Origin of the sequence: Pseudomonas sp. stari2 (assembly GCF_040760005.1) — a bacterium.
Classification (GTDB): Bacteria; Pseudomonadota; Gammaproteobacteria; order Pseudomonadales; family Pseudomonadaceae; genus Aquipseudomonas.
Genome location: NZ_CP099760.1, coordinates 4383780 through 4410055, shown reverse-complemented (window position 1 = coordinate 4410055; position 26276 = coordinate 4383780). Strand labels below are relative to the sequence as shown.

Genomic DNA, 26276 nt, shown 5'->3' with positions numbered 1-26276 from the left:
TGTTCAACTGCAACTGGTTTGCATTAACAGCCGCACACTCTTGCGATCCACAGGACTCCGTTCGACGTGAAAAACACCACTGCCAACAACAAAAAATCCCCTTGGTTACCGCTGGCGCTCGCACTGGCGGTCAACGCTGCGATGCCGCTGGCATTCGCCGCCGATGCCATTCATATCCGCGCGCAGCCACTGGGCCAGGCGCTGAGCGAACTGGGTCAGCAAACCTCGCTGCAGGTGTTTTTCAGCCCGGACCTGGTCGCCGGCAAACAGGCTCCGGCCGTCGATGGCAATCTTTCGCCGGAGGATGCGCTACGCCAGTTGCTGCAGGGCAGTGGCTTGAACTATCAGATCAATGAAGGCTCGGTGACCCTGTCGCCAGCGCCGGCCGCAGCCGCCAACGGCCCGCTGGAACTGGGCGTGACCGACATCAAAGTAGTCGGTGACTGGCTCGGCGATGCTGATGCCGCCGTGGTGCAGAACCATCCGGGCGCGCGGACTGTAATTCGCCGCGAAGCCATGGTCGAGCAGGGCGCAATGAACGTCAGCGACGTCCTCAAGCGTGTGCCGGGTGTGCAGGTGCAGGACTCCAATGGCACCGGTGGCAGCGATATCTCGTTGAACGTCGGCGTACGTGGCCTGACTTCGCGCTTGTCGCCTCGCTCCACCGTACTGATCGACGGCGTGCCGGCAGCGTTCGCGCCGTATGGTCAGCCACAACTGTCGATGGCACCGATTTCCTCCGGCAACCTCGACAGCATCGACGTCGTGCGCGGCGCCGGTTCCGTGCGCTATGGGCCACAGAACGTCGGCGGAGTGATCAACTTCGTGACCCGTGCGATCCCGGAAAAAGCCACCGGTGAAATCGGCACCACCCTGGAAACCACCCGTTATGGCGGCTGGAAGCACATCGACACCGCTTTCCTCGGCGGCACCGCCGACAACGGCATGGGCGTCGCGCTGTTGTACTCCGGCGTCAACGGCAACGGTTACCGCGAGCGTAACAACGGCAACGACATCGACGACGTGCTGCTCAAAACCCACTGGGCGCCGACCGATCAGGACGATTTCAGTCTCAATTTCCACTACTACGATGCCAGCGCCGACATGCCCGGCGGTCTGACGCAGAAGCAGTACGATGACAAGCCGTATGACTCGGTGCGCGACTACGACAACTTCAGCGGCCGCCGCAAGGACGTGTCGTTCAAGTGGATCCGCCAGATCGACGAACGCACCCAGGCCGAAGTGCTGACCTATTACACCGACAGCTTCCGTGGCAGCACCATCGCCGCCCGCGACCAGAAAACCCTGAGCTCGTACCCGCGCTCCTATTACACCCTGGGCATCGAACCACGCGTCTCGCGGGTATTCGATGTCGGCCCGACCACTCAGGAAGTCAGCGTCGGTTATCGCTACCTGAAAGAGGCCATGCACGAGCAGTCGAGCCGTCTGGCGCTGGTCAACAATGAGCCGGTGGTCACCAAGACTTCCGACGGCCATGTGTTCCAGGACCGTACCGGCGGCACCGAGGCCAACTCGGTCTACGTCGACAACAAGATCGACGTCGGCAAATGGACCATCACCCCGGGCATTCGCTTCGAGCACATCAACACCGACTGGCACGACCGCGCCGTGCTCGACACCGCCGGCAAACGCGTGCCGGAGAAAAACCGCAGCATCGAGAGCAACGAACCGCTGCCGGCGCTGAGCGTGATGTATCACCTGTCGGATGCGTGGAAGCTGTTCGCCAACTACGAAACCTCGTTCGGCAGCCTGCAGTATTTCCAACTGGGGCAGGGCGGCTCGGGTGACCAGACGGCCAATGGCCTGGAGCCGGAAAAGGCCAAGACCTACGAGATCGGCACCCGTTACAACGATGATGTGTGGGGCGGTGAAGTGACGCTGTTCTACATCGACTTCGATGACGAGCTGCAATACATCAGCAACGACATAGGCTGGACCAACCTCGGCGCGACCAAACACCAGGGTATCGAGGCTTCGGTGCACTACGACATGGCGGCGCTGGATCCGCGCCTCGATGGCCTGACCGCCAACGCCGGTTTCACCTACACCCGCGCCACGTATGAAGGGGAGATTCCGGGCTTCAAGGGCCGTGACCTGCCGTTCTACTCGCGTCAGGTGGCAACGATCGGCCTGCGCTACGACATCAATCGCTGGACCTACAACATCGACGGTTTCGCCCAATCCAAACAGCGCTCGCCGGGCACCGGCGTGAATGCCGACGGCAGCTTCAGCAACAACTACATCACCGAAGGCACGGCGGACGGTCAGTACGGCGACATCCCGGGTTATGTGACCTGGAACGTTCGCGGAGGCTATGACTTCGGTGCGCAGCTGTCGAACCTGAAGCTCGGCGCGGGGGTGAAAAACATCTTCGACAAGCAGTACTTCACCCGTTCCAGCGACAACAACTCAGGAATGTATGTCGGCGCGCCGCGTACGTTCTTCGTGCAGGCCAGCGTCGGGTTCTGACGCTGTTTGGCTCGTTCCCACGCTGCGTGGGAACGAGCTGGCTCAGACCTTCAGCGCTTTCCCGCCAATTGCTACCGCCACCAGCAGCGTCGCCATCAACCCGAAAGCAAAACTCAGGCTGCTGGCATGGGCGACAAACCCGATCACCGCCGGCCCCGCGAGAATTCCCGCGTATCCCAGCGTGGTGATCGCCGGCACGGCGATGCTTTCCGGCATCACCGTCTGTTTGCCCACCGCCGTGTACAGCACCGGCACGATGTTCGAACATCCGGCGCCGACCAGTGCATAACCGACCAGTGCCGCTTCCCAGCTCGGGGCGAACGTCGCCAGAAACAAACCTGCCGCCGCCAGCAGGCCGCCGAACAGAATGATCCGCGTCGCACCCAGTGCGCGAACGATCCGGTCACCGGTCAAACGGCCTGCAGTCATCGTCAGCGCGAACGCGGCATAACCCAGCCCTGCATAGGCCGTATCGATCCCGCGTTCCTGCGCCAGAAACACCGCGCTCCAGTCCAGCGCCGCGCCTTCGGTGAGGAACACGATGAAGCACATGCCGCCGATGAACAGCACGATTCCGTGAGGGATCGCGAACGCCGGCCCCGAGCTTTCACTGCCATAGGGCAACATGTGCGGCACAGCCTTGAACAGCGCTGCGATCAGCACCGCGACCACCACCAGCATCGCCGCCAATGGCGACAAACCAAGGCCGAGCAGGGCGCTGACGCCTGCCGCGCCGACGATCCCGCCGAGGCTGAACAGGCCGTGAAACCCCGACATCATGTTCTTGCCGCTGGCCCGCTCGACGATCACCGCTTGCAGGTTCACCGTCGAATCCACCGTGCCGAGCCCGGCGCCGAACATGAACAACGTAGCGATCAACGCCGGGATCGACGACACCGTTGCCAGCAACGGCAATGCCGCGCAGATCAATAAGGTGCCGCCGGTTGCCACACGCCGACAGCCGAACCGCGTGGCCAGAATCCCCGCCAGCGGCATTGCCAGAATCGAACCCACACCCAGACACAACAGCAACAGACCCAACGTCCCTTCATCGAGCCCGGCCCGTGCCTTGGCATACGGCACCAGCGGCGCCCATGCGGCGATGCCGAGCCCGGCGATGAAGAAGGCGATGCGCGTGGACATCTGTTGCAGGCGTCCGGGGACGAAGGTGTCGTTGGGCGTAAGACTGGTCATTGGAATCCTTGGCAAAAAACGTTTCAGCAGGGGACATCCTTGCACAGCTCTTCTGTGGGAGCGAGCCTGACTGATACATCGCGATCGCGAGCAAGCTCGCTCCCACAGGGAATTGCGTTTTAAAGTGGCGCTTCAGAAAACAGGAAAACACGGGGCGGTTCATGACGCAGTTCTACGATGCACGGGGCAATATCTACGGAGTGATTTCACCCAGGGCGCTGCGGGAGTCGGGCATCGACCTGCCCACCGATGCCGCGCAATGTGCCTTGTCCCGACAGGCGTGGAGCCGCGCCGCGATCACCCTGTGTTGCGACTGGTCCGACGATCAGCGACCTGCCGGCAGCAAGTCCCACCGCAGCGATGGCTTGCTGATCGGCCCGTTTCAATCCTCGCCTCCTTTCGATATGCTGATCGTCAATACCGATGGCACGCTGGCCGAGCGCAGTGGCAACGGCTTGACGATTTTCTCTCAGGCACTGCTTGAGCAAGGGCTGATGCCGGAAGAGGGCGCATCGTTGCAGGTGCATCACGACAAGCTGGATGCGTCATCGCCGGTGCCCGTTGCCGTCAAACCGGCTGAGGTGGCGGGTGTACAAGGCTTCTGGCTGGAACTCGGGAAACCCGGATTCGGTCCGGCAGCCGTCGGTGCAGTCGGCGTTGAACCCGTGCAGTTCAACAACGTGGAAGTCAGCCGCGTCCGGCCATTGGCGCAACTCGATCCTGCCTGGGAGCACAGCCAGTTCGTGCGCATCGGCAATCCCCATTGCGTGACGCTGGTGCAGGACGAAGCCGCACTGCCGAGCAACGCGCAGATGCTTGAGTCGCCGCTGGCCGACAGCCTGACCGCCATCGCCTTCGCCATGCCCGTCGGCGCCGGCCAGCCGTGCCCGGCCGGGGTCAATCTGCAATGGGCGATGCGCGCCGGCGATCAACGCATCGCCGCACGAGTATTCGAACGGGGCGAAGGCCCGACGGCGTCTTCCGGCACCAGCGCCAGTGCAGTGGCGTGTGCGGCGTGGCGGGTAGGCTGGGTGTCGGCAGGTGAGGTGCAGGTGGTCATGCCGGGCGGGACGGCACCGGTATTACTGGAGGAACAGGGCGGTGATCTGACCGGCGTGCGCCTGTTCGGCACCGCGCATCAGACAAAAAGGTGAAGTCCCTTTCATGATCGTCCCCCCGGGAACGATGGATCCCTTGGACTTCACTGTGAGCCGTTTCGCTGCGGTTGTCGCCTGTCAGATCTGACAGGGCGACTCTATCGTTTTGCGATAAAACCGCCGCGAACCATAACCGCCGCTCACCCCTCGACGAACTCCACCACCGGCATCTGCCGTTTCACCAACACTTTGCCGCCACGGATCGAATACAGCGGCAGGCCCTGGCTGCGGATGACTTCGTAATCGCTGTCCGCCGACAGGATCAGCAGGTTGGCCGGGCGACCCTGTTCCAGGCCATAGCGCTCACCGAGGTGCATGGCTTTGGCGCTGTTGTCGGTGACCAGATCCAGGGCGCTTTGCAGGTTGCGGTAACCGAGCATGTGGCAGATGTGCAGCCCGGCTTCGAGCACCCGCAGGATGTTGCCGTTGCCCAGCGGATACCACGGGTCGACGATCGAATCCTGACCGAAGCAGACGTTCATGCCCGCTTCGAGCAGTTCGTTCACACGAGTCACGCCACGGCGTTTCGGGAAGTTGTCGAAGCGCCCTTGCAGATGAATGCTTTCGGTCGGGCAGGAGACAAAACTGATACCCGAATGCCCGAGCAGACGGAACAGCTTGGCGCAGTAGGCGTTGTCGTAGGAGCCCATCGCGGTGGTGTGGCTGGCCGTCACGAGTGCGCCCATGTCGCGGCTGCGGGCCTCTTCGGCCAGCACTTCGAGGAAGCGCGAATGCGGGTCGTCGGTTTCGTCGCAGTGCACGTCCACCAGGCAGCCGGTGCGTTCGGCCAGGTCCATCAGGAATTTTACCGAGCTGACGCCCTGATCGCGGGTGTATTCGAAATGCGGAATCCCGCCGACCACGTCCGCGCCCATGCGGATCGCTTCTTCCATCAGCTCGCGACCGTTGCGGAACGACTCGATGCCTTCCTGGGGGAACGCGACGATTTGCAGGTCGATCAGGTGACGGCTTTCTTCGCGGACTTCAAGCATGGCCTTGAGCGCGGTGAGTTGCGGGTCGGTGACGTCGACGTGGGTGCGCACGTGCTGGATACCATGGGCGGCCAAGGTCTGAATGGTTTTCCTGGCCCGGATCCTGGTGTCTTCCTGGGTGATGGTGACCTTGCGCTCGCCCCAGCATTCGATGCCTTCGAACAGCGTGCCGCTCATGTTCCAGCGCGGTTCGCCGGCGGTCAGGGTGGCGTCGAGGTGAATGTGCGGCTCGACGAAGGGGGGCACCACCAGATTGCCGCCGGCGTCGAGGTCGTCGGGGCCCAGGGTCGGCGCTTCGGTCTGGCGCGCGATGCTGCGGATCAGACCGTCTTCCAGGTGCAACTCGTGCAGACCTTCCTGGTTGCGCAGGCGGGCGTTGATGATGTGCATCAGGCAAATCCTTCTTATAGGTCTTGTAGTGGCGCGCTGGCGCGGCGGGCGCCCAGCAGGCCGGTGACGATGACATACGTTAGCGCGGCAGCGGCGATCCCCACCAGCGGCGCGATCCACGGCGAGTGAAACGCGGCGAGGGTGCCAACCGCGTAGGCCCCGAGCCCCGGCCAGTTGAAGGCCGGCAGCCGTGCGTCGGCCAGGCGCGGATAGTGGCCGCGCCAGCGGAAGAAAAAGTCGGCCATGATGACCCCGCCAATCGGCGGAATCACGGTGCCGAGCAGGATCAGATAAGGCACCAGCATGTCATACATGCCCAACAGTGCGAGCAGCGTGCCGATCACCGCACCGGCCAGGGTCACGGTCTTGCGGCGCCCGGTGCGCAACAGGTTGCAGCCAGCGACGGCGAAGTTGTAGATGGTGTTGTCCTGGGTGCTCCAGATGTTCAGTAACAGCATGGCCATCGCCGCCATGGCGAAACCTTGCAGCAGCAAAACTTCGACCACGTCGGGCTGCTGATAGACGATCGCGCCATAGGCACCGATCAGCACCATCAGACCGTTGCCGACGAAAAAGCCGATCAGGCTGGCCAGCACCGCGACCCGCGCCGAACGCGAGAAACGCGTCCAGTTGGTAGCCTGGGTCGCGCCGCTGACGAAGGTGCCGAACACCAGCGTGATGGCGGTCGACCAGTCCAGTGAACCGGTCGGCACCACGGCCAGCAAACCATCAAGGCCGCCGACCTTCACCGTGGCCACCCACATCGACAGCATCAGCAGCAACATTATGGCCGGCACCGCGATGTACGACAGAATTTCCAGCCCGCGATACCCGACATACGCCGTGGCGCAGAACACCAGGCCGAACAGCACCATCAGCCCGAGCACCGTGCCGTCGTCCAGGGCGAAATATTTACCGAGCACCACTGCTGCCGTCGCCGTACCCCAGGCGTACCAGCCGATCTGGGTGAAGCCCAAAATCAGGTCGCTGAGCTTGCTGCCCACTTCGCCAAAACAGAAGCGCCCCATCAGCACCGAGTTCAGGCCGCTCTTGAAGGCGATGTAACCCAGGGCGGCGGCGTACAGGCCCAGCAGCAGATTGCCGATGATGATCACCGCCATCATCTCGCCAAAGTCGAACGCCACGCCCAGCTTGCCGCCGGCAAACATGGTCGCGGTGAAGAAGGTGAAGCCCAGCAGCACCATGGCCGTGGAGGCCAGGCCTTTGCGGGCGTGCATGGGGACTTCGCTCAGGGGGTAATCGTTGCCGGGATCGTTCTGGGTCATGGCGGGCGTTCCTTGCTGGAAAGGGGAGGACGCGAGGAGGTTGCAGCGGTCGTGCCAGTTACCGATTGGCGAGGTTATGTATAGACGAGGAAGTGGATTTGGCGCGAAAGCAGTGCGCCTGCCTGCGCTGAAGCACAATGTGGGAGCCATCAGGCCGGTCCCCACAGGTTGCTTTTCGGCTCAGAGAAAGCGCATCAGGGCGGCAACGATGGCCTCCGGTGCATCCTCCTGCACCAGATGCCCGGCGTTCGGAATCGGGTGAAACTGCGATCCCGGAATCAACTTGTGCAACTCGCGTCCGCGCTCAATGGGAATCCACTGATCTTCCTCGCCCCAGAGAATCTGCACCGGACAACGGATCGTCGGGTACAGCGGCTGCGCTTCCTGCGTGTAACGCGGATCCATTTGCGCGATTTGCCGGTAGAACGCCGCTTGCCCCGGATCACCGATCCACGGCTGCACGTAAGGCGCCAGTTCATCGTCGGGAATATCCCGGTGAATGGCCCCGCGAATGTAGGTCGGGACGATGGCGCGCTGGATGTAGTCGGGCAGGCCGCTGAACGCCGCTTCATGCTGGCGCACGTGCTGCACGAAAGGCGAGCCCCAGGGCGTCAGTGCCACCGGGTCGATCAGCGTCAGGGTGCGGTAATCCTGACCGTTGAGCAGATGCGCGCGCAGGGCGGTGGCGCCACCGAAGTCGTGGGCAACCACGTCCGGGCGTTGCAGGCCCCAGTGATCCAGCAGCTGCGCGAGTAATTCGTTCTGCACGCCGAGGGAGACGTCGGCGTCCGGTTGCTCGGATCGTCCGTAGCCCAGCAAGTCGAAATAATGCCCCCGATGCGTGGCGAAAAAGTGCGGCGCGATCCGGTGCCACACGTAGGAAGAGAAGGGCGTGCCATGCACGAACACCAACGGCGGGCCGTCGCCGCGCACCCCGTGGCGAATCTGTCGCCCGTTGAAATCAAAGACCTGATCCAGCAGCCAGTCCGTCATGGGCCTGTCCTCTTGGCGGGTTCGAGCCAAAAAGCATAGGCGTAAAAAAACCACCGGTCTCGGTGGTTTTTTTGTGTCGCGGGATTCACTCGCCGCGATAGATGCAACCGCTGGTGCAGGTCTCGTGGATGCGGATCGCACTGAGTTCCGGTAGCAGGGGCTTCAATTCATTCCAGATGAATTTGGCCAGCACTTCGCTGGTTGGGTTTTCGAGGCCCGGAATGTCGTTCAGGTAGTTGTGATCCAGACGCTCGTACAGCGGCTTGAAAATCGCCTTGATCTCGGAGAAATCACGGATCCAGCCAGTGTGCGGATCAAGGTCGCCGCTCAGGTGAATCGCCACTTTGAACGAGTGACCGTGCAGACGTCCGCACTTGTGGCCGTCCGGTACGTGGGGCAGGCGGTGGGCGGATTCGAAGGTGAACTCTTTGAAAATTTCCACAGTGATTTCAGCTCTGTTCAGATGGCGTTCGCCGCAGCGAATTCGGGCAGGCGGCGAGTTTACCAGCTTGTCCAGGGCTGTGCTGACTAAAGGGTCAGCAAGCGCTCGGCGAGGCGACCATTGGCAGTCAGTTCAAGGAACTCGTCGCCCAGCCGGCGGCTCTCGTCCATCGCTGCGCGCCAGTATTTCTGCCGGCTCGGTGCATCCCCCATGAAGCGCTTGAAGTCGTTACGGTCGGGCAGTTTGCCGTACGGCAGACGCGTCAGGTATTCCTTCGACGGCGCCAGCAACAGCACGTCCTGCAGGCGTTCCACCGAGGCTTTGCGCCAGGGCAGGGTCTTGTCGAACCAGCCCGGGATCACCCGGTCGGTGAAGTGCGGATAGAGCACGATGCCGTCGCCGCTGTAGGGCAGGTCAAGGTGATAGTCCAGCAAGCCGCCGTCGCGGAAGGTGCCGGCACCGGCGCCCGGCAGGTCGCGCACGCCCTCCATGACCATCGGGATCGAACCCGAGGCCAGCAGCGCCTGACGCAGGTTTGTGGCATCGAGGGCGACGAAACGCGACGGAAAGTCATTCAGCGCATGCACCGGCGGCGCCAGACGCGGGTCGTGGATGATCAGCCGTTCGAAATGCCGCGACAGCCGCGCACGGCCGCGCAAGTTGTCGGCGATTACCGAACCCAGCGCCAGCCCCAGCCGGCCACGATGGTCGTCCGCCAGCCCGCCGTGGCTTTTGACCACCATGATATTCAAGCGGTAATGGGCGTTGGTCAGAAGGCTGGCGTCGCGCCCGTCGAGCAGGTCATCGAGCATGCGCTGCGAACTGCGGCTGACGTCGCTGATGGTCACGCCTTTGTTGAAGTTCTGCTCGGTGTACAACTGACCGAGGCGACGGATGCCTTCGGCGGCGTCCGGCAGACAGGCACTGGCGAACCGCCAGGAACCGACCGACGCACCGATCAGCGAACGCTCACGCGGCGCGGCCGGCAACCACTCACCGAACAGCGCCAGATCCAGCCCCTGAATCCCCAGCGCCTTGGGCCCGCCGGCAGCGCCGGGCAAGGTGCCGACGTCGGCGGCGTTCAGGCCTTGGGCACGAATGCGCGCCATGGCCCGAGGGCCGGCCTTGAGGGTGAGGGCAGGGAACTTGATGTGGATGGCTGTCATACCGGTCTCGATCGTTAGCAAGCGAAAGATTATAAGCACATGTTGCTATGGCAGCGGGAGCAGACCCCATGATGGCAATTCAGTTTCAGTTAAGTTCGCACCGTTAAGGTGCCGCCCGTAGCGACACATAAAAATACGGAGACACCATGAAAACCCTGACTGCCCTGACCCTTGCCTCGATCATCGGCCTTACCGCGAGCACCGTTCACGCCCGCGATCTCGGCCCGGATGAAGCCCTGCGCCTGCGCGACGCTGGTACTATCGTCTCCTTCGAGAAGCTCAACGCCACCGCGTTGGCCAAACACCCGGGTTCGACGATCACCGACACCGAGCTGGAAGAGCAGTACGGCAAGTACATCTACCAGATCGAACTGCGTGATCCGCAGGGGCTGGAATGGGATCTGGAACTGGACGCGGTCAGCGGGCAAGTGCTCAAGGATCATCAGGATACGTAATGAAGGTTAATGTTCGCGCCACCCGCCGTACGGCATTGGCGCTGGTGATGTTTTGCTCGACGGCCATGGCTCGTGACCTGGGTCCCGACGAAGCCCTCAATCTGCGCAAGCAGGGTGTGATCCTGCCGCTGGAGCAAGTGCTGCAGCAGGCGATGGACCGTTATCCCGGCGCGAAACTGCTGGAAGTCGAGCTGGAAGAAAAACACGACGTCTACATTTATGAAGTCGAGTTGCTGACCGTCGAAGGCGTGGCCCGTGAGCTGCACCTGAAGGCGGACACCGGTGAACTCGTGAAAGACAAGGAAGATTGACCGATGCGCTTGCTCCTGGTGGAAGACCACGTACCGCTGGCCGACGAATTGCTCGCTGGCCTGCAACGTCAGGGCTACGCGGTGGACTGGCTGGCGGACGGGCGCGATGCGGTTTATCAGGGCAGCAGCGAGCCCTATGACTTGATTATCCTCGACCTCGGTCTGCCCGGCGTGCCGGGGCTTGAGGTGCTGGCGCAATGGCGTGCCGGCGGTCTGACGATTCCGGTGCTGATCCTCACCGCTCGCGATTCATGGGCCGAGCGCATCGAAGGCCTGAAGGCCGGTGCCGACGATTACCTGACTAAACCCTTCCACCCGCAAGAGCTGCATTTGCGCATCCAGTCGCTGCTGCGCCGCTCCAAAGGTCAGGCCAACCAGCCGACGCTCAAGGCCGCCGGCCTGCATCTGGACGAGGGCCGTCAGTGTGTCGTGCGCGACGGTGCCGACATTCAGCTGACCGCTGCCGAATTCCGTCTGCTGCGCTACTTCATGCTGCACCCGGAGCAGATCCTCTCCAAGAGCCACCTCGCCGAACACCTCTACGACGGCGAAACCGAACGCGATTCCAACGTGCTTGAAGTCCACGTCAATCACCTGCGGCGCAAGCTCGGCAAGAGCGTGATCGAAACCCGGCGAGGTCAGGGGTATCTGTTTGGCGGACAGGCTTCGTGAGATCGATCCAGCGCCGCTTGAGCCTGGGGTTGATCAGCGTGCTGGTGGTCGTCGGCGTGCTGTTGGCACAAACCAGCCTGTGGCTGTTCGAAGCGGGTTTGCAGCGCTATCTCGAAGCCGGGTTGCGTAACGACAGCGAGAGCCTGCTGGTGGCACTGGTCCGTGGTCCGCAAGGCTTGCAGCTGGATGAGCGACACTTGTCGCCGGCTTATCAGCGACCGTTTTCCGGGCATTACTTTCGCATCGACTTCGCTGAAAGCCACTGGCGTTCCCGATCCTTGTGGGATCAGGACTTGCCGCTGCTCGAACGACCCGGTTTGCACAGCAACCTGCAGTTGGGGCCGGACGGCCAGCAGTTGTTGGTGCTGCGTTCGGACTATCGACGGCTCGGCCAGTCGATTTCCATCAGCGTGGCCCAGGATTACACGCCGGTGCGCGAGAGCTTCCAGCGCATGCGCCAGATCGGCCTCGGTCTCGGGCTGGCCGGGTTGCTGCTGATTCTGATCTTGCAGCGCATCACCGTGCGTCGTGCTTTGCGCCCACTGGAGAGAGCCCGTGAACAGATCGCCCAATTGCAGCAAGGCCAGCGTTCGCAGCTCGACGAACAGGTGCCTGAAGAGTTGGAGCCGCTGGTGGCGCAGATCAACCACCTGTTGGCCCACACCGAAGATAGCCTGAAACGTTCGCGCAATGCCCTGGGCAATCTCGGGCACGCGCTGAAAACCCCGCTGGCGGTGCTGCTGAGCCTGGCCTCGAGCGAGAAGCTCGATGCCCATCCCGAGTTGCGCAAGATCCTCAAGGAACAACTGGAGCAGGTTCAACAACGGCTGAACCGCGAACTCAATCGTGCACGCCTGTCCGGCGATGCGCTGCCGGGGGCGCTGTTCGATTGTGATGCAGAGCTGCCGGGGCTGTTGTCGACGTTGAACATGATCCATGGTGAACACCTTGAACTGAGCTACGTGTCTCCGCCGGGCCTGCAACTGCCGTGGGATCGTGAAGACCTGCTGGAACTGCTCGGTAACCTGCTGGACAACGCTTGTAAATGGGCCGATGCCGAGGTACGGCTGAGCGTGATCGAGCGCACGGATGGCTTCGCCCTGAGCGTTGAAGATGACGGGCCGGGGATTCCCGAATTGCAGCGTGCTCAGGTCTTCAGTCGTGGTACGCGACTGGACGAGCAGACCGATGGGCATGGCTTGGGGCTGGGGATTGTGCGGGATATCGTCGAGACGTGGGGTGGGTTGCTGGTGTTGGGCGAGAGTGAGTGGGGCGGTTTGAAGGTGGTGATCGAATTGCCTAAACGCTGACTCCTGTCACTCCAAAGTCCCTGAGGGAGCTAGCAAGCCAGCTCTCTCAGGGACTTTGCGTGGACCTTAGACCCGGAACTGATCCATCAGACTCTGCTGCTGATTCGCCAGACTATTGAGCGACTGACTCACCCGCGCCGACTCATTCGCCTGCCCCGACAGCGATTCCGTCACATCACGGATCGTCGCCACGTTGTTGTTGATCTCTTCAGCCACCGCGCTCTGTTCTTCAGCGGCGCTGGCGATCTGCAGGTTCATGTCGCTGATCACCGTGACCGCATCGCCGATCTGGCGCAGCGCGGTAACCGCTTGACCAACCTGTTCAACGCTGCCCTGAGCCTGGCGATGGCTGTTGCCCATCGAGCCGACCACGTCCTGAGTGCCGTTTTGCAGTTGCTCGATGACTTGGCGGGTTTCTTCCACCGATTCTTGAGTGCGGCGGGCGAGGTTGCGCACTTCGTCAGCGACCACGGCAAAACCGCGTCCGGCTTCACCGGCACGGGCAGCTTCGATGGCGGCGTTCAGGGCCAGCAGGTTGGTCTGCTCGGCGATGGCACGGATGGTCTCCAGAACGGTGCCGATCTTCTCGCTGTTGGCAGCCAGGCCTTCGACTTGCACCATCGCCGCGCTCATGTCGGCGGCGAGGGTGTCGATGCTGGCGGTGGTGCGGTCGATCACGGTCAGGCCCTGACGGGTAGCACGGTCGGCATCTTTCGCTGCTTCGGCCGCTTGTGCGGCGCTGCGAGCCACGTCCTGGGCGGTGGCGCTCATTTCGTGGGACGCGGTAGCGACCTGGTCGACCTGACGGTATTGCTGCTCCATGCCGGCGCTGGTCTGGGTGGCGATGGCCGAGGACTGGTCAGCAGTGTTGCGCGCGTCCTGCACCGAGCGTTTCACCTCGGCGATGATCGGTTGCAGCTTGTCGAGGAAGCGGTTGAACCAACCGGCCAGTTGACCGAGTTCGTCTTTCTTGTCGTAGGCCAGACGACGGGTCAAGTCGCCTTCGCCGCTGGCGATGTCTTCCAGCATGTGGGCCACGCCGAGGATCGGTTTGGTCACACTGCGTGCCATCAGCCACACCAGCAGCAGGCCGACCAGCGCGGCGAGCACGCCCAGGCTCAGTTCGATCAGGGTGCCCGAGGTGTTGCTGGCATCCAGTTGCTGCTTGAGCGCTTCGGCGCGGCTGACCAGGACTTTCTCCGGCACGTCGAGCAGTACGCCCCACGACGGACCACCGGGAATCGGCTGGAACGGCGACAGCACTTTCAGCTGTGCATTGCTGTGCAGGCTGCTGACGGTTTTGCTCGAAGCGAGCAGGCGCAGCAGTTCGGTGCCGCTGGTGGTGTCCACGGCATCCAGGCGCTGGCTGAGTTTGCTGGCGTCCGGGCTGTAGCCGGCGAGCAGTCCGGCGGGACTGATGATGCTCACGGCGGTCTGGCCGTCATAGAGCTTCTTGCTGGCGCCCTGGCTGATCGCCTGCAGGCTGTTGAGGTTGATGTCCACCGACAGCGAGGCGATCACTTTGCCGTTGACCATCAGCGGGAACACGATGCTGGTCATCAGCACCTTTTGCCCGTCGATCACATAGAAGTACGGTTCGATCACGCACGGCTTGAGCGTGGTGCGCGGGCAAGTGAACCAAGCGTTGGCGGCCTGGCCACTGGGGCCGGTGCTGGTGTCGGCCATGTCGCTTTCCGGTAGTGCCATCGAGGTCACTTTGCCTGGCGTCGGCTGCGACCAGTACAGGGCGAAACGGCCCTTGTCGTTGCTGCCCAGTTCGGCCTGGCCTGCAAACAGTTCATCCTTGCCGTCCAGCGCGTTGGCTTCGAACACCAGCGACAGGCCGAGCAATTCCGGGTTGGCCTGTAGCGCCGATTTCACCTGACGGGTCATGTCTTCGCGCAGGTCGAAGGCATCGAGAAAGCGCTTCTCGGCCTGTTCGCGCAGGAACAGCACCTGACGCGAAAAACCATGGCCATATTGATAGGCGTCCATGAACTGCTGGCGAATGCCCGCCGCCTGAACTTCGCCCTGGGATTCGATGCGCGCCTGAGCCGATTCGGTGAGCATCTCCATGCTGGAGGCTTTGACCAGTTCAGAACTGTGCTCCATGCGATACAGCGAAAGACCCACCAACAGGGTCACGATACCGGCCAGGCAGAGCCCGGCGAGCAGGGTGATTTTCCATTGGATGGAAAGTTGTCTGAGCGACATGCAGACGTCCTTATTCGATAAATATCTGAGACTTTGCACTGTAACGGCCGCGTTTCGACTTTCTTTATGGTGCAAATGCAATATGGCGAATTGACGCACGTTGTGGCGGATATGCCATCTTCAGCAGTTTGATCATGGAAAGTTACACAGTGGCACGCCCCGTCGCTTTGACACTGCGCCCGCTCTGCGGCACAGTGCGCGCCCTTCTAATAAGACCCTCTATGCAAATCCGCTGGCGACCCTCGTGGCTTGCCGGCCGGACTCATCCTGTCTGGCGGTGAATGGCTTTACCGTCGTGTTTTTGAGGTAGTGAAATGAATGCAGTGATTGCTGCGGTCGGCGTCATGCTGATCCTCAGCCTGTCCCGAGTGCATGTGGTAATCGCGTTGATCGTCGGTGCGCTGGTCGGTGGCCTGACCGGCGGCCTGGGCATCGACGCCACGCTCAAGGCGTTCAACAGTGGCCTGGGCGGGGGGGCGACAGTGGCGTTGTCCTACGCGTTACTCGGCGCTTTCGCCGTGGCGATTGCCAAGTCGGGCCTGGCCCATGCGCTGGCTGACAAGGCCCTGACGATGGTCGATCGTCAGCACGCATCCGGTGGCGGCAGCGTCAAATGGCTGCTGATCGGCTTGCTGTGGGTGGTGGCGATCGCTTCGCAGAACATCTTGCCGATCCACATTGCGTTCATTCCATTGCTGGTGCCGCCGCTTCTATATGTATTGACCAAGCTGCAACTGGATCGCCGGCTGATCGCCTGCGTCATGACCTTCGGCCTGATCACGCCGTACATGGTGTTTCCGGTCGGTTTCGGCAACATCTTCCTCAACCAGATCCTGCTGGCCAACGTCAGCAAGGCCGGCGTCGATATCAGCCAGGTCAACGTCATGCACGCGATGGCCATTCCGGCCGCAGGTATGGTGTTTGGGCTGTTGATGGCGGTGTTCTTCAGCTACCGCAAAAAGCGTGTCTATGATCTGGAGAAGATTGAGCAGGTTGAACAGGTCAGCGTCGCCTACAACCCGATGACCATTGGCATTGCCGGTCTGGCTATTGCTGCAGCCTTCATTATCCAGCTGCTGCTGGACTCGATGATTATCGGGGCGCTGGCCGGTTTCCTGATTTTCTCGGCGTCGGGCATCGTAAAGTGGCGCGAGACTGACGGCCTGTTCACCGAAGGCATGAAAATGATGGCGATGATCGGCTTCATCATGATCGCCGCCTCGGGTTTTGCCGAAGTATTGAAGGCCACCGGTGAGGTGCGCACGCTGGTCGAAAGCGCGGCGGCGCAGATCGATCACAGCAAGGCCATTGGCGCGTTGCTGATGCTGTTGGTGGGGCTGATGGTGACCATCGGTATCGGTTCGTCCTTCTCCACGGTGCCGATCCTCGCGGCGATTTTCGTCCCGCTGTGCGTACAGCTGGGTTTCAGCCCGATGGCGATCGTCTGCATCGTCGGCACTGCCGGGGCTTTGGGCGACACCGGTTCGCCGGCCTCGGACTCGACCCTCGGCCCGACCTCCGGCTTGAACATCGACGGTCAGCACCACCACATCTGGGACACCGTGGTGCCAACCTTCCTGCATTACAACCTGCCGTTGCTGGCGGCGGGCTGGATGGCCGCGATGGTCTTGTAACACCCCAAACCGGATCGTTACTGCTCAGAACGTGGTAACGATCTGGTTAGACCTCAGCTCAACTTTTGCTTTCGCGTGCCGTTAACGCCTTTAACCACGCCAATAAAACCAAAAGAGTGAGCCCCCAATGCGCCTGAGTCTCAAGGCTAAAGTCCTGTCCCTTGCCGTCCTTCCGGTCTTGCTCTTTGCGCTGGTGATCAGCCTGACCACGCTGTTCATTCTCCAGGAGCAGGCGCACAAGGAAGTCGAACAGACCCGCGAGCGCCTGCTCGGCGACGCCAAGGCTACCCTGGCCAGCTACGTCGCCGTGGCCATGACCACCATCAAACCTTTGTACGACGCCGCCACCCCCGGTGACGCCGAGGCGCGGGCGCAGGTGATCAAGCTGCTGTCAGGCATCAAGTACGGCAAGGATGGCTATTTCTTCGGCTACGACTCCGAGACCGTGCGCCTGTTCAAGTCCACCGATCCTGAAGGCGTGGGCAAGAGTTTCAAGGACAACCGCGACCCGAACGGCGTCTACGTCAACCGCGACCTGGTGAAAGTGGCGAAGGACGGTACTCACTACCTGCAATACAGCTCGCCGCTGCCGGGCAATGCGCAGGTGCTGGTGCCGAAACTCGGCTACACCGAATACCTGGCGAAGTGGGACATGGCGGTCGGTACGTCGGTCAACCTCGATGGCATCGAGGCGCAAGTGGCGCTGGTTCAGGCCCAGGTTCAGGAGCGTATGGAAGGCGTGGTGTTGAGCATCGTCGGCGTGGCGGTGATCGTGTTGCTGGTGATCGCGGTGGCGGGGCTGGTGCTGGCAAATACCATTCTGCGGCCGCTGACTCTGATGAAAGCCAACCTTGACGACATCGCGGCGGGTGAGGGCGACCTGACCCGTCGCCTGACCATCACCAGTCAGGATGAACTCGGCGAACTGGCCGGCTCGTTCAACCGTTTCGTCGACAAGATCCACGGTCTGGTGCGGCAGATCACTGAAATGACTTCGCAACTGACTGGGCTAGTGACGCAAGTGTCGGATCAGGCCCAGCGCTCCGATCAGGCCATGGAACGTCAGCGTCACGAGACCGATCAGGTGGCGACGGCGATCAACGAAATGTCCGCCGCCGCGCAAGAAGTCGCCAAGAGTGCACAGAACGCCGCCGTCGCCGCGCAGCAGACCGACGAAGAAGGCCAGACCGCCAAACGCGTGGTGGCCGGCAGCATCAAGCAGATTCATGCGCTGGTGGACGATATCCGTAGCAGCGGTTTGTCCCTCGACAGCTTGCAACAGGACGTGTCGTCGATCGTTGGCGTGCTCGGGGTGATCCGCTCGATTGCCGAACAGACCAACCTGCTGGCACTCAACGCAGCGATTGAAGCGGCCCGGGCCGGCGAGGCGGGGCGCGGGTTTGCGGTGGTGGCGGATGAGGTGCGGGCGCTGGCGTCGCGCACGCAGATCAGCACTCAGGAAATTCAGGGGATGATCGACCGTTTGCAGGCAGGTACGCAGTCGGCGGTCGAGGCGATGCGCCGGTCCAGCGAGGCGGGTGACGGTACGTCGGCTCAGGCCAATCAGGCCGGAGCATCGCTGGATGCCATGGCGGATCTGATCGCCACCATCAACTCGATGAACGCACAGATTGCCAGTGCTGCCGAAGAGCAGACGGCCGTGGCTGAGGAGATCAACCGAAGCGTGCATCAGATCGCGGTGGCGGTGGATAACGTGGCGGATGAAACCCAGTTGGGGGCGCAGACGTCGCGCAGTCTCGCGGATTTGGGGCAGCGGTTGGGCAAGCTGGTCGGTCAGTTCCGGATCTGATGGCGCTGTCGGGGCAGACCGTCAGGGTCTGTCCCAATACGGCACCTCCCCAAAACACTCAACAAAGAAATCAATCACTGTCCGCACCTTCACCGACAACCGCCGACTCCCCGGCCACAGCACCGCAATCTGCTGCGGCTCAACGCTGTTCGACACCTGATACTCCCCCAACACCGGCACCAGCGTACCCTCGCGCACCGCCTCGCCGATCAGCCATGACGGAAACATCACCAGCCCCAAACCCTGTTCGGCGGCCTGGGTCAGGGTGTCCGCATGATTGCCGGTAATCGGGCCTTTCACTGAATACGGCGTCCACTCGCCCTGATCCTGACGGAAGAACCAACGCTGCTGACCGGTCGCGCCCTTGTAGGCCAGACATTGATGGCGCGCGAGGTCTTCGGGATGCTGTGGCGTGCCGAAACGCTTGAGATACGCTGGGCTGGCCGCGACCTGAAAGCGGTGCGGCGCGAGGATTCGCGCCTGCATGCTCGAGTCGTGCAATGGGCCGATGCGGAACAGCAGGTCGGCGCCTTCCTGCAGCGGATCGATGTAGTGATCGGTCTGCTGGATGTCCAGTTGCAGCTTTGGGTAGCGCTCGCACAGACGGCCTAGCCATGGCGTCAGATGACGTTGGCCGAACACCACCGGGGCGTTGATTCGCACCAGGCCGGTGGGCTCGCTTTGCTGTTCCTGCAACGCCTGTTCGGCTTCCTCCAGTTGCACCAGCACCAGCCGCGCGTGGTGGCCGAGCATGCGTCCGGCTTCGGTGGGTGTTACCGCGCGGGTGTGGCGGTAAAGCAGTTGCTGGTTCAGCGCGTGTTCCATCAACTGGATCTGCCGGGAAATCGAGGAGGGCGCCACTCCCTCGCGGCGGGCTACTTCGGAAAAACTGCCGTGGTCGAGTACCGCCACAAACAGCCTTAGCGCCTTGAATCCCAGTTCGTTGAGCCCGTGCATGGATCATCCTGCTGTGCGAGTTGCGCAAAAGTGTTGTCCGGATGCTCCCATTTATCGCACAGCCGCGCCAGCCGATAATCCGCGCCATCGTTTCCTTCAGAGGTTTTTCAGATGCAGTCGTTTGATGAAGTGAGTACTGCGCCGACACCTGTCGCCCGGCCGGGTTTGCGATTGTTGCTGTTGCCGTTGGTGATTCTGGCCGGCATGGGGTTGTCGGTGGAGGCCGGGTTGCTGGGGCCGCTGGGTGAGCAGGTCGGGCACCTGTGGGCGACTTTGAGCATCTTCGGGGTTGGCTCGGCGATTCTGTTTTTGCTGTTGCTGTTTGCGGGGCCACAGAAGGGCCCGGCGCTGACCGATCTGCCGCGCTGGCAGTTGATCGGCGGGTTTCTGGGGCCGATGTATGTGGTGGTGTTGACGCTGGCGACGCCGCATATCGGGATTGCGATGACCATGATCGCGATTCTGTCGGGGCAGGTTGGCAAAAGTGTCCTGATCGACCATTTCGGCTGGTTTGGGGCTGCGCGCAAGAAGGTCAATGCCGAGCGTTGGCTGGCGTTGGGGTTGATTGTGGCGGCACTGGTTTTGATTGCGCGGGGGTGAGGTGATGAGTCTGGTGATTTTGTTGGCGGTGGTGGTGTTGGCCGGTGCGGTGTTGAGTGTGCAGGCGGCGATCAATGGGCGGTTGGGGGAGACTGTTGGGGTGTTGCGCAGCAGCCTTCTGACTTTCGTGGTCGGCGCGGTGAGTACGGCTCTCCTGATCCTGTTTTTCGAGCCTGCTCATGCCGTCAGCCTGCTGGACGTGCCGAAATGGCAGCTCAGCGGTGCTTTGTTCGGTGTGGTTTATATGATGGTCATGGTCGGTGCGGTGCCGCGCGTTGGTACGGCCGTGGCCACGGTGGCGGTGATTGTCGGGCAGCTTGGAATGGGGATGCTGATCGATAACTTTGGCTGGCTGGGTAACCCTGCCATCGAGCTGTCGGGGGCGCGGGTTTTGGCAATGGTCTGCCTGGGGCTGGCGCTGGTGTTCATGTATCGCAGTAGTGTGCGTCAGGCTGTTTGACCGTGGCGGCCTGTGGGCCGGCCAGGCTCTTGGGTTTTGGGTGTATATCCGTTTCTTCGGGTGCTGCCGCTGGCGGTTTCGCTCTTACAGCGAGTCACTTTTGGCAAACGCCCCAAAAGTAACCAAAAGGTCTGTGCCCTGACGTACGGCCCTCGCTGTGGCTCGGGTTCCTTCGCTCCGGGATTGATCCGGGGGCATCGCCTACGGTTTGCTTCGCTGCACCTCCTCTCGATGCATGCGGCTGCGCCGCACGGTCGCTGCGCTCCCACCCCCGGATCAATCCCTCCACTCAGCCTGCCGACGGGCCTTGAGATCAAAAGCTTTACTCGAGCTAACGCTCATCGTGGTGAATGTTGGGGGATGGGGAGTGAGTGGTTTGGTTGTTGGGTTGTTGAGTGCTTTTCAGCTTCTACACTGGTAGCACGGCTTGTTCCTTCAGCCTCAGACAACCACCACCAAAGGAGTCTGTTCCATGGCCGATAGAAAATGCGATTGCCCGGGATGTAGCTGCAAGATCAAGGAAGGCGAGCATTCCTACGTGGCGCACGGCAAGCACTATTGCTGTGAGGCCTGCGCTCATCACCACAAGGGCGGTGAGGAGTGCTCCGGCAAGGGTTGCCATTGCGCTCACCCGAAATAACGGTCTGCATGAAAAAGTGGAGCCTAGTCAGGCTCCACTTCCAGTTTCAGGCTGTCGTCGTCCAGGCGTTCGATATGGCGGACAGTACCTTGCAGCCGACGGCCTTCAACGTTGACGACGATGGTCTTGGCCTTTTCAAGGTCTTCCGGCAAGGGGGCCGGGACGCGCAGGGCGAAGCGGTAGGGATCGTTTTCGACAGGTTCCAGGCCAACCGGGCAATCGACGCTTTTGGTGAGGCGGCCGAAGAGGGTGTCCAGGCCATAGTCCAGGTGCGCCGGGCTGCTGATGGTTGTCATGTATGTTCCCCCGAAATAGTCCCCGTCTGCGCGCAAGCTTAGCTTGCCGGTCGCCACGTGACGTTTTCCACGCCGAATTTTTCTGCCATCGGCTTGCTGGTCTTTTGCACTTTTTCCCGGCCGAAGCGCGGGATGCGGCCCACCCCGGCGTCGCAGCTTGCCCAGTGCCACGCCTCGGTGTTGTCCATTTTGTCCGAGCGGATAATGAACGACTTTGGCGCGCCGTGAAGGGTGTAATCGATGACGTAAAGTTTTGCGTTGTTCATAAAGCCCATCTTCCTCCCTGTGGTAATAGAAGGATCGTGGCGCACCGGGAAAATTCACTCGGATTGTCCGACGGTATCTATCAATGGCGAGAGACCGGGTGCACTGGTTACCATGACGCCTTCGCCAACTCCGATGAACGTTCGCCATGGCCCTCGCTGCGCCCCCTGATCTGAGTGATACCGATGTGCCGGTGCAGCCGCTGGCGCGCACCTATCCGCGTGGTTTGTTCATCGAGCCGCACGAGCATGTCTGGGGGCAGTTGCTGTATGCGATGAGCGGTGTGATGTGGGTCGAGACCCCGCACGAGGCGCTGGTGGTGCCACCGCAACGGGCGGTGTGGTTACCGCCGGGCGTGCCCCACGGGATTCGGGTGGTGTCGGATTTGCAGATGCGCAATATCTACCTGCGTCCGGCACTGGCGGCGACGCTGGATCAGACGGTGCAGGTGATTGAGGTCGGTGGTCTGCTGCGTGAGTTGATCGTCGGGCTGGTGGCGCAGGGCGACAGCGGCGATGCCGAATATTACGAAGCGCTGGTCGGGCTGGCGTTGCTGGAGCTGAAACGCGCAAGGCGTTCACAGTTGAAGATCCCTCTGCCGGATGATGCTGACCGGCGGCTGATGAGTCTGTGTCAGGCGGTGATGGCCGCGCCGTCGCTGGATATTCCTTTTGAGCAGCACGCCGAAAACGCCGGGGCCAGCGTGCGTACGCTTGCACGGTTGTTCAAGGAAGGGCTGGGCATGGGCTTTGCCGAGTGGCGGCGTCAGGTGCAGTTGGCGACGGCAGTGGCCGAGTTGATTCAGGGCGTGCCGGTCAGTGTGATTGCCCGTGAGCTGGGTTATTCGCCGAGCAGTTTCAGCGACATGTTCCGCCGGGAGCTGGGTGTCGCGCCTTCGCAGTTCGGTGCCGGTCAGCTTTCAGGCTGATTTGGCCGAAATTCAGAAGTCCTTGGCCGGTGCTTTCGCACAGCCTTTCCTAGACTTTGCCCATTCCCTTTATGTGGTGGAGTGATCCCATGAACTACCTGATTTCCCTGGGCATCGGTCTGGGCGTCGGCCTGTTGTATGGCGCGCTGGATTTCCGTTCCCCGGCACCGCCGGCCATCGCGCTGGTCGGCCTGTTGGGCATGCTGGCGGGCGAGCAGTTGTGGCCGATGGGCCGGCAATTGGTCAGTGGCTGGCTGTCCTGAATTTCCTTTTTCATTCGGTGGATGAACTCATGAAAGCACTGCAATTCGATAAAACCGGCGAGCTGTCGTCCCTGCGCTTCGTCGAGGTGCCGACGCCGGTGCCGGGGGCCGACGAGGTGCTGGTGCAGATCAAGGCGGCGGGCCTCAATCCCAGCGACGTGAAGAACGTGCTCGGGCGCTTCCCGTACACCACGCTGCCACGTATTCCCGGTCGGGATTTTGCCGGTGTCGTGGTCGAAGGGCCGCAGGCGTTGATCGGTCAGGAAGTCTGGGGCACCGGGCGTGAGTTGGGCTTTTTCGCCGATGGCTCCCATGCGCAGTTCGTCAAACTGCCGGCCAATGGCGTGGCGCACAAGCCTTCGCATTTGAGCTTCACCCAGGCTGCCAGCCTAGGCGTGCCTTACACCACGGCGTGGGATGCGCTGGAACGCAGTCTGGTCAGCGCTGAAACCCGTTTGCTGGTGATCGGCGGCGGGGCGGTGGCGACGGCGGCTCTGGCGCTGGCCAAAGTGCGTGGCGCGCAGTTGCTGGCGGCGGCGCGGCGGCCGGAGCAGGTCAAGGACTTGCAGGCTCAGGGTTATCAGACGATTCAGCTGGATAAACCCGAAGATCTGGGTGCACAGGTCAACGCGGTGTACCGCGGTGGCGCCGATGTGATCTTCGACACCACCGGTTTCTGGCTGCCGGCCTCAGTCGCGGCATTGGCGCCCTTCGGGCGGATCGCGATCATCGCTGCGCCAGTGGACGGCCATGTACAACTGCCGGCGCTGGCCCTGTATCGCAAGGGTGGCTCCGTGGTCGGCATCAACTCGTTGCTGTACGGCGTTGAAGCCTGTGCGGCGATGCTCGAGCAGTTCGGCCGGTTCTTCGACGAAGACCTGCTGCCACTGCCGCAAGGACTGGTCGAAGCACCGTTGGCCGAAGGGCTGGCGCGCTATGCGGATGTGAATCAGGGCAGCGGTGACAAAGTGATTCTTATCCCCTGACCTTCGCTGTTATCCATGTCATCACAAAGCCCTGTGGGAGCGCGTTCGCACCCACAGGGCTTTGTGGGTTTCAGGACTGCGGGATGCCGTTTTCCCACGCCGACCAGTGCTTCAGGATGTCCTGCACCAACGGATTGCCCGCGCGGTAGAGGTTTTCCAGGGCCGGCACAAATCCGCCCTGATCGGCGTACTTGAGCAGGTTGTCCACTTCGCTGCCGCCCGGCGCCGGACGGTCGAAGTCAGAGCCGGCGCGCACCACGGCCAGACGCTGCACGTCCACCAGGCCCTCGCGGCTGGCGCGCAACAAAGCCTCGTAGGTGGAGTTGTCTTCCTGTTGGGTGGTGCAGTACTCGCCCTTGTTGTCGGTCAGCAATTTGGTCCAGACCTCGGCGCGTTCGCTCAGGCGTGTGCCGGAGAACCAGGTGTTGCCCGCCAGCGTGTCGCAACGGGTGACCACCGGCGGTTGATTGGCCGGTGCTGCCGGGTATTTCAGGCGCCACGCGGCCGACTCCTTGCTCTCGCTCAGTTCGACCTTGTGGCTCAGGGCGAAGGCCTTGGCTTGCAGTTTCGGGTTGAGTTCGAAGACTTCGGTCTTGTAGTCCAGCGGTGGTTTTTCGTTCGGGCCTTTGGTGTTGATGCCGAGGTAACCGGTCGGCCAGCTCGAGGGCGCATCGCGCGAATCCAGTTCCCACTGAGTGCCGAACTCGACCAGATAATGCGCCCAGGCGGCGGTGCCGATGGTCCCGTGCTTGGGGCTGATGCCGGCAATCCCGGCAATCAGGAAGTAGCTTTTGCGCAGGTCGAACTTCGGTGACAGCGCCAGTGCCAGGGTCGAAGCGGCGGCGTTGGTCTGGCCCATGCCCGTGGTCATCAGGCACACCTGCTGCGTGTTGCAGCGGATGGTCGGGTACTCGGCCGACAGGCCCGGTACGCGGATTTCCTGCTTGAGTTCGAGGCGCTCGATCCAGTTTTGCGCTTCCGGGGCGAACATGGTGATCAGCACCACTTTCGGTTGAATCGGTGCCTCGGCCGCCCAGACGGAGGAGGAGAGCAGGGCCGCAGCGGCCAGTGATACATGCGTCATTGCTTTCATGATGGCTCCTGGATTCAGAACTGATAACCGATGCCGGCGTAGTAACCCCAGCCATTGGAACGTGCGCGGAAATTGCCGTCGCCGAAGTTCAGCTCGCTGCCGTCTTCCCAGTTGCCGCCGTTGTGGAAATAACGGCCGACCAGGGTGAAGCGCAGGTGGGTGAACGAGTACAGCAATACGTTGGTCGCCACTGTGGCATTGGCGGTGCGTGCCGGGTTGTCCTTGTGCAGGTCCGAGCCGAAGTCGAAGTTGGTGAAACCAATGTAGGTCAGCGAGGCACCGTTGCTGAATTTGTCGATCGGCACGATGTACTTGAGCTGCGCACGGTAGCCGTCCCACGAATATTCATTGCTGGCGCCGTAGTTTTCCCACTGGTAGCGCCCGTACAGGTTGGCCGACAGGTTGACCCGCGAGTGGGTGTCGATGTCGGTACCCAAACCGCTGTACAGCGTGTTGGCGCGGTTTTCCTTGCGGCTGCCGTGGTCGTAGATCCAGTCGAACGCCACGTACCATTCCTTGAACGGTCCGATGGCCAGGCTGCGGCCGGCGAGGTAGTCGATGGAGATGCGCGGTTCGTGTTCCATGAACACCGGTGAGCCGTGGTCCCATACGCCTTTGTCGTGGCTGTTGCCGATGTTGAAGATCTTCGGAATGTCGATGTAGCCGTACAGCTCGAACGGCCCTTTACGCCCGAAGTATTCATATTCCAGGTAGATATCGTCGGCCGGTTGCGGGCCGAAGCTGATGTCCTTGCTGCCGATCAGCATCAGGTCCTGGTTGTACCAGTCCGACAGGTACGCGCCTTTTTTCGGCGGGCTGGCTTCGGGGCTGAGGGCTTCGCCCTGGGCCGATTCTTCGGGCAGGGCAGGTTGGGCAAGTACGCTGTGACTGAGAAATCCGGTAACGCCAGCCAGTAGCAAAGAAACAGCAAACGGGGGCGCACCACGACGTCGGCGGCAGAAAGATGCGTGCATTCAAAGTCCTTTTTGCGAATCCGGGCCCGGAATGACTGGGCCTGTATGGTTTTGTAACGAAAATGCGTTCAACAGCGAATAGCAAACGTTTGCACAAGCCGTACCAGATTACGCAATACGCTGAAAAAACGGCCAAATCGAAGATTTATCTGGCCACTCGGTCAAGTGCCGCCGGCCTTCCGTGAAAAGGCCGAAACCCCATGCTCAGAACAGTCCGAAGTATCACTGCGGGGGCTTATCGCACAAAAGTATTAACACTATTTAACCGGTGCCCCATTGGAGGGCATCAACTAGCGTGT

General features: G+C 61.8%; 26 protein-coding genes. 14 read left to right on the top strand and 12 right to left on the bottom strand.

Annotated features, from left to right (window positions below; genetic code table 11):
• Nucleotides 1–66 precede the first annotated feature (66 nt).
• Nucleotides 67–2490, top strand: a complete 2424-nt coding sequence (locus NH234_RS20085) for a TonB-dependent siderophore receptor (RefSeq protein WP_367254044.1) — start codon at nucleotides 67–69, stop codon at nucleotides 2488–2490.
• A 42-nt stretch (nucleotides 2491–2532) separates the two neighbouring features.
• Here the strand turns inward: NH234_RS20085 and NH234_RS20080 are convergent, their stop codons facing one another.
• Nucleotides 2533–3684, bottom strand: a complete 1152-nt coding sequence (locus NH234_RS20080; RefSeq protein ID WP_085733549.1) for an MFS transporter — start codon at nucleotides 3682–3684, stop codon at nucleotides 2533–2535.
• A 161-nt stretch (nucleotides 3685–3845) separates the two neighbouring features.
• On the opposite strand from NH234_RS20080, the gene NH234_RS20075 reads away from it, so the two are divergent.
• Nucleotides 3846–4838: a diaminopimelate epimerase gene (locus NH234_RS20075; RefSeq protein WP_367254042.1), complete on the top strand. Its 993-nt coding sequence runs from the start codon at nucleotides 3846–3848 to the stop codon at nucleotides 4836–4838.
• Nucleotides 4839–4981: 143 nt separating this feature from the next.
• On the opposite strand, the gene codA is transcribed toward NH234_RS20075, so the two are convergent.
• The 5 genes from codA to NH234_RS20050 form a co-directional block, all read right to left on the bottom strand.
• Complete coding sequence (gene codA, locus NH234_RS20070) at nucleotides 4982–6223, bottom strand: cytosine deaminase (RefSeq protein ID WP_367254040.1); 1242 nt, start codon at nucleotides 6221–6223, stop codon at nucleotides 4982–4984.
• Nucleotides 6224–6237: 14 nt separating this feature from the next.
• Entirely contained in the window at nucleotides 6238–7509 is a 1272-nt protein-coding gene (gene codB, locus NH234_RS20065; protein ID WP_367254038.1) for a cytosine permease, read from the bottom strand.
• A gap of 180 nt (nucleotides 7510–7689) precedes the next feature.
• Nucleotides 7690–8502 (bottom strand): alpha/beta fold hydrolase, encoded by an 813-nt coding sequence (locus NH234_RS20060; RefSeq protein WP_367254037.1) that lies wholly within the window; start codon nucleotides 8500–8502, stop codon nucleotides 7690–7692.
• An 85-nt stretch (nucleotides 8503–8587) separates the two neighbouring features.
• Entirely contained in the window at nucleotides 8588–8944 is a 357-nt protein-coding gene (gene queD, locus NH234_RS20055; protein WP_007955941.1) for a 6-carboxytetrahydropterin synthase QueD, read from the bottom strand.
• 86 nt (nucleotides 8945–9030) lie between these two features.
• A complete protein-coding gene (locus tag NH234_RS20050; RefSeq protein ID WP_085733553.1) occupies nucleotides 9031–10110 on the bottom strand; it encodes a hypothetical protein in 1080 nt (359 codons plus the stop codon).
• 146 nt (nucleotides 10111–10256) lie between these two features.
• Between NH234_RS20050 and NH234_RS20045 the strand changes: the two genes are divergently transcribed.
• Genes NH234_RS20045 through NH234_RS20030 form a run of 4 tightly spaced genes read left to right on the top strand, consistent with a single transcriptional unit; the run spans nucleotide 10257 to nucleotide 12858 of the window.
• Nucleotides 10257–10565 carry a PepSY domain-containing protein gene (locus NH234_RS20045; protein ID WP_085733554.1) on the top strand — a complete coding sequence of 103 codons (309 nt, stop codon included), beginning with the start codon at nucleotides 10257–10259 and terminating at the stop codon, nucleotides 10563–10565.
• Nucleotides 10565–10876: a PepSY domain-containing protein gene (locus NH234_RS20040; RefSeq protein ID WP_039770259.1), complete on the top strand. Its 312-nt coding sequence runs from the start codon at nucleotides 10565–10567 to the stop codon at nucleotides 10874–10876. The genes NH234_RS20045 and NH234_RS20040 overlap by 1 nt, the downstream gene beginning before the upstream one ends.
• 3 nt (nucleotides 10877–10879) lie before the next feature.
• On the top strand, nucleotides 10880–11548 hold the full coding sequence (locus NH234_RS20035) for a response regulator transcription factor (RefSeq protein WP_367254035.1): 669 nt from the start codon (nucleotides 10880–10882) through the stop codon (nucleotides 11546–11548).
• Complete coding sequence (locus tag NH234_RS20030; RefSeq protein ID WP_085733556.1) at nucleotides 11545–12858, top strand: sensor histidine kinase; 1314 nt, start codon at nucleotides 11545–11547, stop codon at nucleotides 12856–12858. The genes NH234_RS20035 and NH234_RS20030 overlap by 4 nt, the downstream gene beginning before the upstream one ends.
• A 66-nt stretch (nucleotides 12859–12924) precedes the next feature.
• On the opposite strand, the gene NH234_RS20025 is transcribed toward NH234_RS20030, so the two are convergent.
• Nucleotides 12925–15072: a methyl-accepting chemotaxis protein gene (locus tag NH234_RS20025; protein ID WP_085733557.1), complete on the bottom strand. Its 2148-nt coding sequence runs from the start codon at nucleotides 15070–15072 to the stop codon at nucleotides 12925–12927.
• A 314-nt stretch (nucleotides 15073–15386) separates the two neighbouring features.
• On the opposite strand from NH234_RS20025, the gene NH234_RS20020 reads away from it, so the two are divergent.
• Nucleotides 15387–16706 carry a Na+/H+ antiporter NhaC family protein gene (locus tag NH234_RS20020; RefSeq protein WP_085733558.1) on the top strand — a complete coding sequence of 440 codons (1320 nt, stop codon included), beginning with the start codon at nucleotides 15387–15389 and terminating at the stop codon, nucleotides 16704–16706.
• Between the two features lie 127 nt (nucleotides 16707–16833).
• Nucleotides 16834–18516, top strand: a complete 1683-nt coding sequence (locus NH234_RS20015) for a methyl-accepting chemotaxis protein (protein ID WP_085733559.1) — start codon at nucleotides 16834–16836, stop codon at nucleotides 18514–18516.
• 21 nt (nucleotides 18517–18537) lie between these two features.
• Here NH234_RS20015 and NH234_RS20010 read toward each other — a convergent pair whose 3' ends face one another.
• Nucleotides 18538–19473 carry a LysR family transcriptional regulator gene (locus tag NH234_RS20010; RefSeq protein ID WP_367254032.1) on the bottom strand — a complete coding sequence of 312 codons (936 nt, stop codon included), beginning with the start codon at nucleotides 19471–19473 and terminating at the stop codon, nucleotides 18538–18540.
• 111 nt (nucleotides 19474–19584) lie between these two features.
• Between NH234_RS20010 and NH234_RS20005 the strand changes: the two genes are divergently transcribed.
• From NH234_RS20005 to NH234_RS19995, 3 genes are all read left to right on the top strand, one after another.
• The gene (locus NH234_RS20005; protein WP_085733561.1) at nucleotides 19585–20073 is read left to right on the top strand and encodes a DMT family transporter; all 489 of its coding nucleotides are present in this window, start codon (nucleotides 19585–19587) and stop codon (nucleotides 20071–20073) included.
• Nucleotides 20074–20077: 4 nt separating this feature from the next.
• On the top strand, nucleotides 20078–20533 hold the full coding sequence (locus NH234_RS20000) for a DMT family transporter (protein ID WP_367254030.1): 456 nt from the start codon (nucleotides 20078–20080) through the stop codon (nucleotides 20531–20533).
• 472 nt (nucleotides 20534–21005) lie between these two features.
• On the top strand, nucleotides 21006–21173 hold the full coding sequence (locus NH234_RS19995; RefSeq protein ID WP_085686659.1) for a metallothionein: 168 nt from the start codon (nucleotides 21006–21008) through the stop codon (nucleotides 21171–21173).
• A gap of 23 nt (nucleotides 21174–21196) precedes the next feature.
• Here NH234_RS19995 and NH234_RS19990 read toward each other — a convergent pair whose 3' ends face one another.
• Together NH234_RS19990 and NH234_RS19985 are read right to left on the bottom strand one after the other, a co-directional pair.
• Nucleotides 21197–21469, bottom strand: a complete 273-nt coding sequence (locus NH234_RS19990) for a hypothetical protein (protein ID WP_085733563.1) — start codon at nucleotides 21467–21469, stop codon at nucleotides 21197–21199.
• A gap of 38 nt (nucleotides 21470–21507) precedes the next feature.
• Nucleotides 21508–21735, bottom strand: coding sequence for a DUF6555 family protein (locus tag NH234_RS19985; protein ID WP_011335095.1), 228 nt, complete (start codon nucleotides 21733–21735; stop codon nucleotides 21508–21510).
• 146 nt (nucleotides 21736–21881) lie between these two features.
• Between NH234_RS19985 and NH234_RS19980 the strand changes: the two genes are divergently transcribed.
• The 3 genes from NH234_RS19980 (at nucleotide 21882) to NH234_RS19970 (ending at nucleotide 23910) form a co-directional block, all read left to right on the top strand.
• The gene (locus tag NH234_RS19980; protein WP_367254028.1) at nucleotides 21882–22661 is read left to right on the top strand and encodes a helix-turn-helix transcriptional regulator; all 780 of its coding nucleotides are present in this window, start codon (nucleotides 21882–21884) and stop codon (nucleotides 22659–22661) included.
• Between the two features lie 89 nt (nucleotides 22662–22750).
• Nucleotides 22751–22924, top strand: coding sequence for a DUF1427 family protein (locus tag NH234_RS19975; protein WP_085733565.1), 174 nt, complete (start codon nucleotides 22751–22753; stop codon nucleotides 22922–22924).
• A 29-nt stretch (nucleotides 22925–22953) separates the two neighbouring features.
• Nucleotides 22954–23910: a zinc-binding alcohol dehydrogenase family protein gene (locus NH234_RS19970; RefSeq protein WP_367254026.1), complete on the top strand. Its 957-nt coding sequence runs from the start codon at nucleotides 22954–22956 to the stop codon at nucleotides 23908–23910.
• A gap of 70 nt (nucleotides 23911–23980) precedes the next feature.
• Here NH234_RS19970 and NH234_RS19965 read toward each other — a convergent pair whose 3' ends face one another.
• A complete protein-coding gene (locus NH234_RS19965) occupies nucleotides 23981–25003 on the bottom strand; it encodes a purine nucleoside permease (RefSeq protein WP_367254024.1) in 1023 nt (340 codons plus the stop codon).
• Between the two features lie 14 nt (nucleotides 25004–25017).
• Nucleotides 25018–25977, bottom strand: coding sequence for a nucleoside-specific channel-forming protein Tsx (locus tag NH234_RS19960; RefSeq protein ID WP_367254022.1), 960 nt, complete (start codon nucleotides 25975–25977; stop codon nucleotides 25018–25020).
• Nucleotides 25978–26276: the final 299 nt, after the last annotated feature.

Bases quoted from the DNA above. Each gene is read 5' to 3' on its own strand.
- NH234_RS19980 (WP_367254028.1), top strand. From the start codon at position 21,882: ATGGCCCTCGCTGCGCCCCCTGATCTGAGTGATACCGATGTGCCGGTG.
- NH234_RS20050 (WP_085733553.1), bottom strand. From the start codon at position 10,110: ATGACAGCCATCCACATCAAGTTCCCTGCCCTCACCCTCAAGGCCGGC.
- NH234_RS20045 (WP_085733554.1), top strand. From the start codon at position 10,257: ATGAAAACCCTGACTGCCCTGACCCTTGCCTCGATCATCGGCCTTACC.
- NH234_RS20025 (WP_085733557.1), bottom strand. From the start codon at position 15,072: ATGTCGCTCAGACAACTTTCCATCCAATGGAAAATCACCCTGCTCGCC.
- NH234_RS19995 (WP_085686659.1), top strand. From the start codon at position 21,006: ATGGCCGATAGAAAATGCGATTGCCCGGGATGTAGCTGCAAGATCAAG.
- NH234_RS20040 (WP_039770259.1), top strand. From the start codon at position 10,565: ATGAAGGTTAATGTTCGCGCCACCCGCCGTACGGCATTGGCGCTGGTG.
- NH234_RS19990 (WP_085733563.1), bottom strand. From the start codon at position 21,469: ATGACAACCATCAGCAGCCCGGCGCACCTGGACTATGGCCTGGACACC.
- NH234_RS20020 (WP_085733558.1), top strand. From the start codon at position 15,387: ATGAATGCAGTGATTGCTGCGGTCGGCGTCATGCTGATCCTCAGCCTG.
- codA (WP_367254040.1), bottom strand. From the start codon at position 6,223: ATGCACATCATCAACGCCCGCCTGCGCAACCAGGAAGGTCTGCACGAG.
- NH234_RS19965 (WP_367254024.1), bottom strand. From the start codon at position 25,003: ATGAAAGCAATGACGCATGTATCACTGGCCGCTGCGGCCCTGCTCTCC.
- NH234_RS20035 (WP_367254035.1), top strand. From the start codon at position 10,880: ATGCGCTTGCTCCTGGTGGAAGACCACGTACCGCTGGCCGACGAATTG.
- NH234_RS20080 (WP_085733549.1), bottom strand. From the start codon at position 3,684: ATGACCAGTCTTACGCCCAACGACACCTTCGTCCCCGGACGCCTGCAA.
- NH234_RS19960 (WP_367254022.1), bottom strand. From the start codon at position 25,977: ATGCACGCATCTTTCTGCCGCCGACGTCGTGGTGCGCCCCCGTTTGCT.
- NH234_RS20015 (WP_085733559.1), top strand. From the start codon at position 16,834: ATGCGCCTGAGTCTCAAGGCTAAAGTCCTGTCCCTTGCCGTCCTTCCG.
- NH234_RS20010 (WP_367254032.1), bottom strand. From the start codon at position 19,473: ATGCACGGGCTCAACGAACTGGGATTCAAGGCGCTAAGGCTGTTTGTG.
- NH234_RS19970 (WP_367254026.1), top strand. From the start codon at position 22,954: ATGAAAGCACTGCAATTCGATAAAACCGGCGAGCTGTCGTCCCTGCGC.
- NH234_RS19985 (WP_011335095.1), bottom strand. From the start codon at position 21,735: ATGAACAACGCAAAACTTTACGTCATCGATTACACCCTTCACGGCGCG.
- NH234_RS20075 (WP_367254042.1), top strand. From the start codon at position 3,846: ATGACGCAGTTCTACGATGCACGGGGCAATATCTACGGAGTGATTTCA.
- NH234_RS20000 (WP_367254030.1), top strand. From the start codon at position 20,078: ATGAGTCTGGTGATTTTGTTGGCGGTGGTGGTGTTGGCCGGTGCGGTG.
- codB (WP_367254038.1), bottom strand. From the start codon at position 7,509: ATGACCCAGAACGATCCCGGCAACGATTACCCCCTGAGCGAAGTCCCC.
- NH234_RS19975 (WP_085733565.1), top strand. From the start codon at position 22,751: ATGAACTACCTGATTTCCCTGGGCATCGGTCTGGGCGTCGGCCTGTTG.
- NH234_RS20005 (WP_085733561.1), top strand. From the start codon at position 19,585: ATGCAGTCGTTTGATGAAGTGAGTACTGCGCCGACACCTGTCGCCCGG.
- NH234_RS20060 (WP_367254037.1), bottom strand. From the start codon at position 8,502: ATGACGGACTGGCTGCTGGATCAGGTCTTTGATTTCAACGGGCGACAG.